Genomic DNA, 13,907 nt, shown 5'->3' with positions numbered 1-13,907 from the left:
GATTTGAGTCCTCGAAGCGGTTGCTACGATTCGGGAACTTTGAACCAAACTTCGCATCCAAGAGTAAGCTAACTCGGCTGTTTACGAAGAATTTTCCGTTTACGGCGATTGTACTGCAAAAACGGGGTCCGCTGTGCCGACATTGAGAATTGGGATCATACCTCGTCAGTTTTCCAAAGAGGTCTAGCTAGACTGGGAAGATTGGCGGGAGTTGGTGGATCGGAAGGATCTTGTCGCCAGGAAGAGCATCTTCTACGCGTTTAAGAGGTTGATTATGTCGTTGAGCCACTTGGCTAGAACAAAGTCCATGAAGCAATCATGGTTGGCTCGTTTGCTGAAATTAGATAGCGTTGATACCGATCGGCGGTACTGCTTTGAACCCTTGGAACGCCGCGAGCTAATGGCGGCTGACTTAGGTGCGCTTGAAACGGCTCCACTATTTGAAGACACTTCAACCGATTCTGCGTTTTTTTCCACTACAAGCTCTGAACTTTCGACACTGAGCGGGGAAGGCGAAGCTGCGCCTGACTTGGTAGCCTTTGCAACACTTTTGCGTGATGCAGGAGTAATATTCTTCGGGGCGGCATGGTGTCCGGTTTGTGCGGAACAAAAGCGGCTCTTTGAAGACGGCGCGCCATTCCTCGACTTCATCGAAGTCACCAACCCAGACAGAACTCTGAATCAACGCGGTATCGACGAGGAGATTACCACATTCCCTACTTGGCAATTTCAAGGTGGTAGTCGACAAGAAGGCATCCTGTCGCTGGAACAAATCTCTACGCTTTCTGGAATTGCGATACCAACATCCAGTGCTCCGTTCTTAAACGCGATCGCGGATCAGACCGTTGAAATCAATTCACCACTACATATACCTGTTGACGCGTATGACCCGAACGGGAACGCGATGACGGTATCTGTCACGAGCAGCAACCCGACGGTGATTGCCGCAGAAGTAGTTCAAGGCGGAAGGTCTGCACGTGTTGCCACCAACTTTGGCGACATGACGTTTCGATTATTCGAACTTGAAGCTCCTCGCCCAACAGCAAGGTTCATCGAACTGGCTCAAAGTGGTTTTTACAATACGACCGGCACGAGCAACATGACCTTCCATCGCGTTGACGATGAGTTTGTAATCCAGGGTGGAGATCCCTTGGGTACGGGACAAGGTGGCTCTCAGTTGGGCGATTTCGACGATCAATTCAATATTAATCTCCAACACAATCGATCGGGCGTTTTGTCTTATGCTAAGAGCACCGATGATACGAACGATTCGCAATTCTTCATCACAGAAGTTGCTTCTCGATTTTTAAACGCAAACCATTCGGTATTTGGGCAACTTGTTGAAGGCGAATCCGTACGCGAAGCGATCTCGGGAACTACTGTAAATTCGTCCGACCGCCCCATCAACCCCGTTATCATTCAGTCGGTAACGATATTCGACGACATCGAGAATGGGTTAATTCGACTCAGGTCTACTGGTACTGCTGGGCAAACTTCCCTAGTCACAGTTACCGTGACAGATTCAGAAGGCAACTCTACATCGCGAACTTTCACAGCGACGGTTGCGAATAAACTATCGAACGACGCACCCTTCCTGAACGACTTTGACGATACACTGTCGACCGTTGAAGGGCAGCCTGTGACTGTGCAACTCACGTCGCAAGACGCTGAGGGAGATTCGGTCCAATATTTCATTCCGCCCGTTTCGGCTAACTTTCAGAACCAAGCCCAAGCGAGTGTAAACGCGACAACAGGTTTGGTGACGATAACACCGCCGACTGGATTTGTTGGAACGTTTAACGTTTTGGTCGGTGTTCGGGCAAACTCTGCCGCTGCAGCTACCGATACGCAAACGATTTCAATTACCGTTGACGAAGCTGGTCCAAGTGCGCCGACGTCGATCGATTTAACCGCGGAAAGTGATACTGGCGTTAGTCCGACCGATAACATAACCAACGCGTCGTCGATGACTTTCAACTTAAGCGGTACCATTTCAGGAGCAACCGTTGAACTACTCAATGGTACCACGGTTGTTGGAACGGCCACGGCAACTGGCACAACAACTTCTATAACCACTACCAGCCTGTCGGGATCGGGCTCAGGGACTTTTACCCTAACCGCTAGACAAACAGTAGCAGGGGAAACTAGTGGTTTATCACCATCTTTTGCCGTAACGTTTGACAATGTTGTTCCGGCGACCATCACCAGTTCGGTGTTCCCTGAATCTGTTCAAGTGGGCGATACCGTTTCGCTCAATTTGCAGCATGCGGAAGAGGGAGCGGGATTGCGATATGCGTTGGTTTCTCCACCTGCTGGAGCTAGCATCGATGCGGTAACTGGCGTCTTCACATGGACTCCGATCTTGTCACAAGTCGGCGCACAAGCATTTACGCTCCGCTTAACCGATGCTGCCGGCAATGTTCAATCACAAACCATCAATATCGATGTTGTAGAACCAGCTCTTGGTTCAATATCAGTTCGATTTACAGACGTTAACGGCAACGCAATTACAGAAGTTGGGATTGGCCAAACATTCCGAGTGCAATTGGTTGCTGAGGATCTACGGGAGCAAGATATCGACGGCGTTTTTTCAGCATTCGTCGATCTGCTTTATAATTCCTCTCTTGTACAGCTCGAAGGCACGGATCCCATCTCGTTTAAGAATGGATTTACTCTAGCAACCAGCGGCATCACGACAACTCTAGGTTTAATCGACGAACTAGGTGGATCACGCTCGTCAGCCGAAATATCGGGACCTGCGCCGATCGTGTTCGTTGAGGTAACGATGCGGTCGCTTGCAAGTGGTCAGGCGATTTTCACGAGCGAACCTGCAGACGCTGTCGGGTCGGACTTTGCCCTTTATTCCCGCGAAGGAGCAGTGCCTACGGCACAGGTGAACTTCAACTCTGCAACGCTCTCAATCGGTCGAAACTTCGATGCTAACAATGATACGTTTACCGTCAATGAAGATAGTACGAGCAACGCCTTAAATGTTTTGGCCAACGATACATTCCGCACTGGTTTCAGCGGATCGCTGACACTTGTCAGCGCTGGTTCTACAAGTGCCGGTGGTACTGTTTCCGTAACTGGAAGTTCCGTGCTCTACACGCCTGCTGCAAATTTCTTCGGCACGGAAACATTTACGTATGTTGTGAGAGATTCCAATGGGGCCGAAGATACTGCGACGGTGACGGTGACGGTACAAGATATCAACGACCCACCCATTGCGAGCCCCGATACGCTTACCGTTGATCAAGGAAGCACACAGAATGTATTGTCTGTCCTGGCAAATGATTCAATCGGAGCCGATCAGGGCGAAACGCTCACGATTACTTCGATTGGCATATTAAGCGCCGGGGGCACTGCGACGATTGGTTCGGGTGGCACGACGATCGTGTACACGCCGCTTTCCACCTACAGTGGCGTAGAAACTTTTACTTACACCATCAGCGACGGGCGAGGCGGCACTGCCACGTCAACCGTAACAGTTAACGTTGCTCCTGCTGTGCCACCGCCGACTGCGGTAAGCGATGCGTTTACAGTAGTGGAAGATGCCGCAAGTGCTTCTTTCGATGTGCTGGCGAATGATGTTCCCAGCGAAACTGGCGAGACGCTTTCGATAGTTGGGGTTACTGCAACTAATGGTGGCGTTGTGTCTGTATCAAACGACGGATTGCGCATCAACTACAGACCTGCCCTGAATTTTGCTGGAACTGAAACTGTAACATATACGTTGCGCGGGAGCCTTGGTGGACAAACGTTTGGCACAGCAGTCTTTACGGTCACGCCAGTCAATGATCCGCCTACAGCAGTAGATGATGCATTTAATGTATTGTCATCGCAGCCTAACCAAGTCGTAAACGTCTTGGCGAATGATTCAACGGTGGATGCCGGCGAAGTACTGACGATCGCTTCGGTTAGCAGTCTACCGGCAGGTCAGGGAACGGTTACGATAAGCTCTGACGGAAAGTCGCTGCTCTACAACGCGCCGAACGCAGACTTTGAAGGCACTGTAACGTTCACTTACACCCTCAGTGATGGCAGCAGCTTGGCCGATACTGCAACGGTAATTCTGACCGTACGCAATTTTGTTCCGCGAGACATTGGTGGTAAGCTGTTTTCTTCGAATGGCTCGTCGAATCTCCTGAGTGGTATTACAGTACAGGTCAGCGGTACAGCGTTGACTGGAGAAACCATTTCTCGATCGGTTGTTACTGACGCTACGGGCAGCTTTCTAGCGTCCGAACTGCCCCCTGGAGATTACACCTTTACAGTTCCTCAGCTAGCGTTTCGAACCGGTAGCGCAGGTTCCATGACGGTTAGCTCAGCGGCAGAGGATGGCGATAGCACTTCCAACGTACTGAATGTTGGCTCGGTGGCCCCGGTTTATGTCGACGTCCGTGATTTCCTAGGATCGTCGACTGGACGAGGGCTGGGCATCGCCGCTCAAATAGGTTCCACACAACAGTGGCTGGCGGCCAGCGGAGCTTGGAGAGGATACAAAGCGATCACGGCGACGTTGAACGCCGCTGGTACCAGTTTAACAATTCAAGTGACTCGAGCGAACAACGCAACTCAGTCGGTGAATGTGAATCTTGCTAATAACGATCTGGTTCAAGTCCGAGCGACGGAAGGAAATCTCCGATACATCCGGATCGTCGGTGAACCGATCGATTTCAATTTGCCGGTACCCACTGCTGCGGAAATCGCCGCCAACAACGTCGCGGTAGCGAGCCTATCGCAAAGTGCAACTTTCTCGACATTGGGGCAACAGGCGTCCACGGCGCAAGCCAATGATTTGGCTCTGCAGAATTTTGGCGAGCCTTCAGCAGAAGGTGAAGATGCGTCGTCCGACCAGCTGGACGAATATCTAGACGTCGCCGCACTACTTACTCCGCAGATCTAGCCAAGCCTATTCTGCGTCGTTCAAATCGCTTTCGGTCACAATCCGAAAGCCCTTGCGGTTTAGCGTATCCAACGCAGCATCTGTATTGTCGACCATGATCGCCACCGCTGGCTCGCCGTGCGGTCGAATCATTAGTGGGTAAGCTTGGATGATGTTGATTTCAGCTTGTAAGAGCGCCGTACAGATTTGCAGAAGTGGCTGGTTTCCTTCTGGCAGTTCGACGCCGATCAAATCTGATTCAATTATTGCCAAGCCAGCTCGTTCTAAAATTTCGCGAGAGCGATCGGGCTGCGACACGAGAAATCGAACGAAAGCACATTCTGCAGCGTCGTTGATCGACAGAGCAACAATTCGGATGCCTGTTCCCTCAAAGCGACGCACGACCTCCAACAGTTGCCCGACACGGTTTTCAAGGAATACCGTAAACTGTCGAATTGCTGGGTAACTGCTACCGCGGGCCGTTTGAAATCCAACGCCGGCTCCTAACCCTTCGCCACTACTCATAAATTGACTCGGAAAGATTGATGTTTCAGAAGATGCTGCTTTTTTGAAAGGATTGCATCGGTATACGTCAAGAACGGAAGAAAATCAATTACGTTAACGCGTAATCAAACGCAAACAGACACAAAGTGAGCAAGCATGACCAATTCCCCGAGCGATATTGGAACCTTAAAACGCTATTCGATGGAAATTCGCGTTCGATACCACGAAGTCGACGGACAGCGTCGTGTCCATCATGGCCAATATTTGAACTACTTTGAAAGAGGGCGTGTCGAATTACTTCGTTCAGGAGGGATTTCATATAAGGAACTTGAAGAAGCGGGCTGGCTGCTTGTAATTCGCAACATCAACGTTACTTACCACATGCCTGCTGAGTTTGACGACCTCCTGGAGCTGGAGGTGGAAACGGTTTCAGCGAAAGGGGCAAGGATTGTCCACGAGTATAAGCTCACGCGTGGTGAACAACTTGTGGTAACGGCCGTCAGCGAGATCGCATGTCTGCGAAAGGACGGCAAAGTGAGTCGATTGCCGCCACAATTGCAATTGCGTACTGAAACGCATTAGAATGTTGTGCTTAGGGGCAATTCTTCGCTAAGGGACAAGACATGCGACAAGTTTCATCCATCCTGGCACTTATGCTGGTTCTGACTTTTCTTGCGGTGTTCCTGTTCCTCTCTAGAATGGCTGGAGACCAGACTATGGCAGCGTTCATGCTAGTGTTAATGTTGCCTCTCCTCGCATATTCTGTGTTATCGTCAGTCATGTTCAGTGTGTTATACGCACTTGGAAAGATGAACAAATATATCCACGAAAAGGTTGTTGGCGCGGAAAGTCCATTTGCATCGGATCGCTTGCCTACACAGATCGTCACACCGATTACTTCCGATGACGCCAAGTAGTTCTGGCTTTAGTTTGACGCTTCAAACCCCACGCTGAATGACCTATGTATCGTATCAATCAAAAGACGTTTTCTATCTGTTTGGCGATTGCGTTGGCGATAATCAATGGTCTGCAGTCAGAGGTCGCGTTTGCATTAGGAGCAAATGTGATTCGAGATTTCCCATTAACCATCAGTGTTGAAAATGGTCGCTCCAACAACGCTATAGCGCCACGGCGTTACACTGGAAAAATCATTCAGCTCAATCCCGCGGGCTTGGGTTATAACCGTTTTCAAATCCAGCTAGAAACGATTACCAAGCTACCTGTGACTCGCGATGTGCCTGTTTCGATGAAGCTTTCCTTTGTCACACAGATTCGACATCCTCCGTCCTGCACTATTGAATTTGTCATACCTCAAGGAAGCTCGTTCGGAACTGTGGAGTTCATGGTGCCGATTGGCCGTGAACCTTCTCAAATGCGGGTGAATACGCTGATTGACGGAGAATATGTTTCGAGGCTCTCACCCCTCATTATCGAGGGCATCGTTCCATGTAAACAGTCATTGGTTCATCTAGGAGACGCGGATGATTTTTCTGCTATCAACGTCCCGACTCGCACCGGTGTGCCGGTTTTTGACAACAATGCTACTTACGACGACATCCTCAACGAAAATCTGTTTCCGAACTGGGCTGTCGTTCCCAATAGCGACCAGTTTGTTCGAAACTACAACCAATTTTCGCCGGAGTCTCTTTTTGCTGAAACATTCGTATCTTATCAACGATGCCCCACGGACTGGCTTGAATGGACTACGGTAGACACCGTCGCTTCGAGTTATGCCAATCTTGAACGGCTTACGCCTGAGCAGTCCAAGGCGTTGATCCAACACGTGATGTCTGGCCGATTTTTGTATGTCTATTCAAATCTACAAAATCAGACAGCATTGAAGACTACAGAAGAATGGCTGAGAGCGAACGGGCAAGCTGGGGTTTTCCAGTGGGAAAATGGTGCTCGATACGATCAGTTGATCTACTTGGGATCAGGAAGGATTTGTATCAATGATTTCGAGAATGAGTCGGTATTTGATCGACTGCTCGAAATTAGAAGTGAAAAGTTCCTGCCGACATCGAATGTCGCCACTGACCAAGTCTCAACGGCACTCGGCCAATCGTTTTGGAATTGGTCGTTGGTGTCCATGGGGCAACCACCAGTGCTGGCATTTTGTGTTTTGATAGGAATCTTTATTGGAGTGCTTTCTCCAATGCTTATCGTGTTATGTTTGCGGTTTGGACGCCCTTTGTGGTTACTGATTGTCTTTCCGATTGTCGCAATCACGGGCACGATTTCACTTATTGGGTACGCCATTGTTAAAGACGGCTTTCAAACGACGAGCCGCACTCGCTCAATTACCTATTTCGATAAAGGAAGTCGCTACGGAACCACGATCAGTCGGCAAGTCGTATTCAGTGGCATGCTTCCAAAAAATGGGCTTGAATTCGACAAGGATAGCGAAGTTTGGCAGATAGAATCACCGCAGCATTCAAGTTACGACGGTAGTCCGGGCGGTGAAATATTCTGGACCGCCGACGATCAGAACTACCGAGGTCTCTTAAAAAACCGAGAACAATTTCAATTCTATGTTAATCAGTCTACACGGGATTTGGCTCCTTTTGAATGGATTGAAAAACCCGATCTGACATTGAAGCCGGGGGAAGCACTACGAAATCTGTCAGCCACGTGTAAGGTACGGAATACGCTGTCTGAAAAAATTGAACTAATGGTTATTAGCGATGGGCGAGGTAACGTCTATTTGGCAAAGGAAATATTGCCCGATCAAGAGGTTGTATTACAAGCTGTTGATAATGGAGTTGCAGCGAGGGCGGCTATCTCTCAAGAAAACACGCAATTCATGTTTTCGCCGCCAGGCGTGCTTGGCAACGCTTACTCGTCAAATTCGTTTTTTAGAACGCGTTACGCATATTACTCTTCGAATACTTTTTCCCGCAGCGACAAAACTTTAGAAGAAGAATCGGCACGTATAATCGACGAAAAAACACTGCCGCAGCGCCGGTGTTACATTATCTACAGTTTGGATGGAAAGTTCGTGGATGCTGCTGTGGAATCGAGTGCGAGCATCGATTCGCTGCATCTGATCTACGGAATGTGGGGTGACCAGAAGTGATCAATGTCCACCAGTCATCTAGCCCCGTTATGGAAATTCGTCGACTGCACCGCTATTTTGGCAAGACAGCAGCCGTGAACGATGTATCGTTCGATGTCCCCAAAGGTTCTGTGTTCGGTTTTATCGGTCCAAACGGTGCAGGTAAAACGACTACCATGCGCATCCTTGCGACCCTTGAGCTACCGACGTATGGCGATGCACTTATCAATGGCTTGTCATGCATTAACGACCCGGATCAGGTACGTAAAAACATGGGCTTTATGCCAGACGGATTTGGCACTTACCAAAACATGAATTGTGTTGAGTATCTCGACTTTTTTGCTCGAGCGTTCGGTTTGGTTGGGAGGGAACGAACTGCTGCCGTAAGAAGAACGCTTGGGTTTACTGGATTGGAGAAAATCGCTGCGAAGAACATCCGCGGACTTTCTAAAGGCATGCGGCAAAGGTTATGCTTGGGCCGTGCAATGGTTCACGATCCTCAAGCTCTAATACTTGATGAGCCTGCGAATGGTTTGGATCCGAGGGCACGCATCGAACTGCGGCAAATGATTCAGGAATTGGCTGCAAACGGAAAATCAATACTTATATCATCGCACATTTTGACAGAGTTAGCCGAGATGAGCGACAACGTCGCAATCATCGAGCGGGGTTCGCTGCTAGCCTTAGGCTCGGTCAACGAGATTCAGAAGAAACAGCAAAATAGTGCTTCAATCACGATTCGAACCACAGGAAACCCAGCACCGCTGCAGGAGTTGCTGGCTGGGCATCCAGCGATCGATAAAATCGAAATGACGGAAGATTCTGTCACATTCTTGTGGTCAGGAAGCAAGCAAGAGCAGGCTCAGTTGCTGCGGGCTATCGTCAATGCAAATCATGATGTCCTTGAGTTTCGCGCTAAGGAAATCTCGCTCGAGGATGTCTTTATGCAAATCACTACGGGGGCCGTCCAATGAGTACTATTGACACAAGCAGAGCGGCCAAAGGACAAGAAAAGGATCTTCGAGATCCCAATCGACTCGTTGTCGATCGACTGTTGAATGGTGAAAATGCTATCGATCGATGGATGATTCGGCATGGTGATCGATTGAGCCCGATCGTCGTGAAGGAGACACGGCAAGCTCTCAAGAGCAAGCAGTTTGTTTGGACTTTTCTGTTCTTGCTATTGGGCATCCTTGGTTGGACTATCTTAGCTGTAGTCTCTCTACTACCAGGACTTTATTACTATCCTGGCGGTATGACGCTTTTAGGTGGGTACATCGTGATGTTGCTAATACCAGCGCTTCTAATTGTGCCTCTGACGGCCTTTTTTTCTATGGCCGGAGAACTAAATAGCAATACCTTTGAAGTATTGTCGGTGTCTCCGCTCTCTTCGCACAAGATCGTCATTGGCAAAATTATCGTTGCCGGAGTTCAGCTGCTGCTGTTTTTTTCCGCGTTGGCTCCTTGCATCGCGCTGACCTACTTGCTGCGAGGGGTCGCGATCATGAATCTACTATTTCTATTTCCCGTGCTTGCGATCATATCCTTCGTCACTATCGCAATCTCAGTCATGCTTGGAACGTTAGGACGAAATATCGTCCATATGGTCTTCTTCTTACTCGTTCAGTTATTCGTGTCGATCTTGGTTTTTTACAATACGTTAGGCATCGTTTTCGAATCTAGATTGCTTGAAAGTTTATCCGATTCGCCGTTCGAACTTTCTATGGCCATCTTGTGGTTGGGGGCGGTCGCAAGCTACGGAGTGTTGGCGATTTTTATCGGCGGGGCATCCATTGGCATTGCCGGCGAAAACTACGCGAAGCCTATCCGAATGTGGCTAGCCTTTCAGTCGTACCTGATCTTTGCTGGCGGTGCAGCTATGTACTACTTCTCGACGTACACTTATAAAGACCAAATCTTATACTCAACCATGGGGTTCCTAGGCTTACACTGGTTTTTCACGGGCATTTTCTTGGTTTCGCACAAGGGAGTTCTCACACCACGGATGCAACGCAGCTTGCCCAGTCGGTTGTCAAGTAAGCTCCTACTGGGCTGGCTAGCTCCAGGTGGAGGAACTGGCTACATGTTCACGGTGCTGTGTTTTACCTCTCTTGTAATCGCTTCAATGGTTCTTCGAGGATTAACTTCCACCATAAGGGAAGCAGAACAGATTTTTCCTGTTGTTGCACTCGCCTACATCGTTCTGTACCTGGGGGCATTGCGGATCTTGATGTTGTTTGTCCCCGCGACAACTGGAAGTAGACCGACACTAGCAGCTTTGCTTATGCTGTTACTGATTGCCATGGGAGTGGGAGTCCCCACGTTCATTTCTTCGGCATCAAGGAACTTTGTGACGGCCGACTACGAATTCTACTCGTTCACAGATCCGTTTTCGACAATTGCTAGACTTGATTACTTGGCCAGCCTTGCCACACCTTTGACATTGCTGTTTTTGACTAGTTTTGGGATCTTCTGTATTAATGCGTTTGTAATCAGTTCTGATCTAAGCGTCGTAAGCGTCAAGATGCCAGACACGAAGTCGGCTGCTCAAACCAAAACTGAACCCACGCCTGATCCGTTTGCCTGATTTCTCTACTGCAAGCAATTGCTTTAACGAAAGTATGAATGAATTCTTCGTTTCAACCCCTCGATGATTCTCCTGCCGTACGCGCGAGAATTCCCGCTGATGTTGCCAGCGGTCAGCTAAGCACCGGTGTAATCGTCGTTACGGGAGCTACGGAATATGTGCTCGACTTCGTACGTAGCCTGCCTCGGCCCAGTGTGATCGTAGCACGAGTGGTTATGCCTCACGCGGTGATGCCACAATTTATTCAGGCGTTGGACAAAAACATTGAGCTCTATCGACAAAGGTTCGGTCCTTTGCCAGGCCAGCCGAACACATCTCCCAGCAGTACAGCGCCGCCTAACACGCCCGCGATTTTTACCGGTAACCTGCCACTAAACACACCAGAACAGCATGAGGCAATCGCCGGTACTTCAGGTCAAGGCAATTCGCCAATGAAAGCCGCAAGCCCCCCACCTGCAACGAATTCGCCAATTCGCGAGGATCTCGGGACACCGATCGATGTGCATAGCGGCGTACCGCTTGAACCATTACCCACACCAAATAAGTCAATGGGAAGCGACGATGCCTCCAAATCAGGTGAAGGCTCTGGAGCTTCCGGTACTGGTAGCGGCAATGTCACGCGGCATCCAAACCCACAAGAAGTTTATGACGAACTGAAAATGAAAGATGAACTACTCAGTGGTGCCTACGCCAACGCGGTCATGATCGGACATGGGCAATACGAGTACAGTTTTGATTTCATCACGAATTTCTATCCTCAGTCGGCCGTCAGTTCTCGTGTTTTCATGTCGGCGGGCCATGTTTGGCGATTGCTCGAATCGCTAAAAACGTCATGGGAGCAGTTAAGGCCTCGATTCGGGGGTGGGCCTGCACAATGAGTGCTCATGATCAAATGCTTGTTCTAGCGAGTAGCTCACCGCGTCGACGCGAATTGATGGAGCAACATAAATATGACTTTCGCGTTGTCGTACCCGATGAAGGGGCTGAATGTGGCATCTGTTCTCGCGAGACACCTCCAGAATTGGTTGCTAGATTAGCCTATCAAAAGGCCGCGAACGTCATTGAGAAGCTTGACCAAGGACTCGTTATCGCGTGCGACACCGTCGCCGAATGCAACGGTGTCGTTCTCGGAAAACCTGAGGATCGAGAGCACGCGCGGCAAATGCTCACGCGACTTTCAGGGCGGACCCATCGCGTATACAGCGGGCTCTGTGTGTGGGACAAATCCTCTGGCAAACGGATCGTTGAAGTCGACGTTTCCAACTTAAAGATGGACGAATTGTCTGCGGATCAGCTTGAAAACTATCTGGACAGCGAATTGTGGGTCGGAAAATCGGGAGCATTTGGATTTCAAGACGGACCATCGTGGGTCCACCTCATTTCCGGCTCTGAATCAAATGTGGTGGGACTGCCCATGGAATTGCTGGCGAAACTCTTGGCAGATTTTGAACGACGAGCTTGTTAAGGTTTTCCGATTGGGATGAAGATCGGGGACGGTCGCTGCCGATTACTTAACGACGCATTAAGTATTTCCGTTCACGGCAGGCGAGCTTCGCCACGACCGTGTTGCTCTATCCACAATAGCCGATATGCCAGCCTACCGTTTGCTAGCTCTGGGGATTGCTATTTGTTCCCTCGCATTGCAGTCGAATGCATTTTCTCAGTCCTGGGCTGCGAAGATGTTTAAAGACACGTACCACGACTTTGGAATAGTTAGTCGCAATGCGAAGGCAGAATTCTTGTTCGAAATCGAAAACATTTATGAAGAAGACGTCCACATCGCAAGCGTTCGCAGCAGTTGCGGTTGCACCTCGCCCAGAGTCTTGAAAGATACGATTAAGACTTGGGAGAAAGGTGGTATCGTTGCTGAATTCAATACGAGGTCCTTTATCGGACCGAAAACAGCATCGATAACGGTAGTCATCGACCGACCTTACTACGCGGAAATTCAACTGCTTGTCGCGGGTAAAATTCGTTCGGATATCGTCACAGAACCAGGTCAAATTGATTTTGGAACGGTTGATGGCGGTTCCTCGCGTCAACAGAACGTGAAGATCTCTTACGCAGGTCGGCCCAATTGGAAGATAAAGGATGTTCGAGGAAATACCGATCATCTAGAAGTCCGTATTCAGGACACGCAACGTCAAGGCAATCTGACGACATACATTTTGAATATCAAGCTGCTGGACACGGCACCAGAAGGAACTCTTCAAGATGATCTGGTAATTGTGACCGATGATCAAGTAAATGATCACTTCACACTTCCAGTCGCAGCGCGTGTTGCACCAACGCTAGAGATTGCGCCTTCGCTCGTCGATCTTGGCCCGCTTGATTCCGAATCAGCAGTTAACCAACGATTTGTCGTCAAAGGTAACGAGCCATTTGAAATCAAGAACATTGTCTCTCCAGATTCAAGATTAAAGTTCCAGCACGATGGTGGAAAAAAGAAGGTTCACATTGTAGTTGTCGAGGCGATTGGAAGTGAAGAAACCCGAGATATCGATTGTGACATTCAAGTACACAGTGATTTGGGGCCTAGGACATCTTCGACCGTGAAAATTGTTGGGCAAGTACAACGCTAAAGAAAGGTCTACTGTGGCAAACGCAAGTCGCTCATGGCCAATGGGAATATCACTGACCGATACGCAGCGCAGCGTACCGTTACTTCCCACTACTTTGACAACTCAGCTCCAAGAAATCTGCCGCGATAAATCGACGCAAAACGGCAGCAAGGTAAAGCCAGATTTGTCGAACGCCCCCACTGCGGATCAACGCAGCAGCAAGTTGACGCAGCGTCTTTGGCTTCAGTCGCTCCAAAGTGGGCGACCAAGTGACGGTAAGCCTAACGTAGCGTAGGGCAGGAGTCGCGAGGCGGA

11 protein-coding genes are annotated in these 13,907 nt (G+C 49.4%); 10 read left to right on the top strand and 1 reads right to left on the bottom strand.

Annotation, left to right across the window (positions count from 1 at the left end):
- Positions 1–274 precede the first annotated feature (274 nt).
- Positions 275–4,906 carry an Ig-like domain-containing protein gene (locus SH451x_RS21030; RefSeq protein WP_479359087.1) on the top strand — a complete coding sequence of 1,544 codons (4,632 nt, stop codon included), beginning with the start codon at positions 275–277 and terminating at the stop codon, positions 4,904–4,906.
- Positions 4,907–4,912: 6 nt separating this feature from the next.
- Here the strand turns inward: SH451x_RS21030 and SH451x_RS21025 are convergent, their stop codons facing one another.
- Positions 4,913–5,410 (bottom strand): ACT domain-containing protein, encoded by a 498-nt coding sequence (locus tag SH451x_RS21025; RefSeq protein WP_479359086.1) that lies wholly within the window; start codon positions 5,408–5,410, stop codon positions 4,913–4,915.
- Between the two features lie 135 nt (positions 5,411–5,545).
- Between SH451x_RS21025 and SH451x_RS21020 the strand changes: the two genes are divergently transcribed.
- The 9 genes from SH451x_RS21020 (at position 5,546) to SH451x_RS20980 (ending at position 13,887) form a co-directional block, all read left to right on the top strand.
- Entirely contained in the window at positions 5,546–5,971 is a 426-nt protein-coding gene (locus SH451x_RS21020; RefSeq protein ID WP_479359085.1) for an acyl-CoA thioesterase, read from the top strand.
- Positions 5,972–6,012: 41 nt separating this feature from the next.
- Positions 6,013–6,306, top strand: coding sequence for a hypothetical protein (locus tag SH451x_RS21015; RefSeq protein WP_479359084.1), 294 nt, complete (start codon positions 6,013–6,015; stop codon positions 6,304–6,306).
- A 44-nt stretch (positions 6,307–6,350) separates the two neighbouring features.
- A complete protein-coding gene (locus SH451x_RS21010) occupies positions 6,351–8,465 on the top strand; it encodes a hypothetical protein (RefSeq protein ID WP_479359083.1) in 2,115 nt (704 codons plus the stop codon).
- 29 nt (positions 8,466–8,494) lie between these two features.
- A complete protein-coding gene (locus SH451x_RS21005) occupies positions 8,495–9,418 on the top strand; it encodes an ABC transporter ATP-binding protein (protein WP_479359082.1) in 924 nt (307 codons plus the stop codon).
- On the top strand, positions 9,415–11,031 hold the full coding sequence (locus SH451x_RS21000) for an ABC transporter permease (RefSeq protein WP_479359081.1): 1,617 nt from the start codon (positions 9,415–9,417) through the stop codon (positions 11,029–11,031). Before SH451x_RS21005 ends, SH451x_RS21000 begins: the two co-directional genes overlap by 4 nt.
- Before the next feature lie 38 nt (positions 11,032–11,069).
- A complete protein-coding gene (locus tag SH451x_RS20995; protein ID WP_479359080.1) occupies positions 11,070–11,909 on the top strand; it encodes a DUF3467 domain-containing protein in 840 nt (279 codons plus the stop codon).
- Positions 11,906–12,496, top strand: a complete 591-nt coding sequence (locus SH451x_RS20990; RefSeq protein WP_479359079.1) for a Maf family protein — start codon at positions 11,906–11,908, stop codon at positions 12,494–12,496. The genes SH451x_RS20995 and SH451x_RS20990 overlap by 4 nt, the downstream gene beginning before the upstream one ends.
- Before the next feature lie 214 nt (positions 12,497–12,710).
- The gene (locus SH451x_RS20985; RefSeq protein WP_479359078.1) at positions 12,711–13,613 is read left to right on the top strand and encodes a DUF1573 domain-containing protein; all 903 of its coding nucleotides are present in this window, start codon (positions 12,711–12,713) and stop codon (positions 13,611–13,613) included.
- A gap of 13 nt (positions 13,614–13,626) precedes the next feature.
- The gene (locus SH451x_RS20980; RefSeq protein ID WP_479359077.1) at positions 13,627–13,887 is read left to right on the top strand and encodes a hypothetical protein; all 261 of its coding nucleotides are present in this window, start codon (positions 13,627–13,629) and stop codon (positions 13,885–13,887) included.
- Positions 13,888–13,907: the final 20 nt, after the last annotated feature.

It is taken from the genome of Njordella aestuarii (assembly GCF_056494165.1).
The sequence above is the reverse complement of the archived record's forward strand: the minus strand, read 5'-3'. Positions and strand labels throughout refer to the sequence as shown.

Coding starts and splice junctions, on each gene's coding strand:
- SH451x_RS21030 (WP_479359087.1), top strand. CDS start 275: ATGTCGTTGAGCCACTTGGCTAGAACAAAGTCCATGAAGCAATCATGG.
- SH451x_RS21025 (WP_479359086.1), bottom strand. CDS start 5,410: ATGAGTAGTGGCGAAGGGTTAGGAGCCGGCGTTGGATTTCAAACGGCC.
- SH451x_RS21020 (WP_479359085.1), top strand. CDS start 5,546: ATGACCAATTCCCCGAGCGATATTGGAACCTTAAAACGCTATTCGATG.
- SH451x_RS21015 (WP_479359084.1), top strand. CDS start 6,013: ATGCGACAAGTTTCATCCATCCTGGCACTTATGCTGGTTCTGACTTTT.
- SH451x_RS21010 (WP_479359083.1), top strand. CDS start 6,351: ATGTATCGTATCAATCAAAAGACGTTTTCTATCTGTTTGGCGATTGCG.
- SH451x_RS21005 (WP_479359082.1), top strand. CDS start 8,495: ATGGAAATTCGTCGACTGCACCGCTATTTTGGCAAGACAGCAGCCGTG.
- SH451x_RS21000 (WP_479359081.1), top strand. CDS start 9,415: ATGAGTACTATTGACACAAGCAGAGCGGCCAAAGGACAAGAAAAGGAT.
- SH451x_RS20995 (WP_479359080.1), top strand. CDS start 11,070: ATGAATTCTTCGTTTCAACCCCTCGATGATTCTCCTGCCGTACGCGCG.
- SH451x_RS20990 (WP_479359079.1), top strand. CDS start 11,906: ATGAGTGCTCATGATCAAATGCTTGTTCTAGCGAGTAGCTCACCGCGT.
- SH451x_RS20985 (WP_479359078.1), top strand. CDS start 12,711: ATGTTTAAAGACACGTACCACGACTTTGGAATAGTTAGTCGCAATGCG.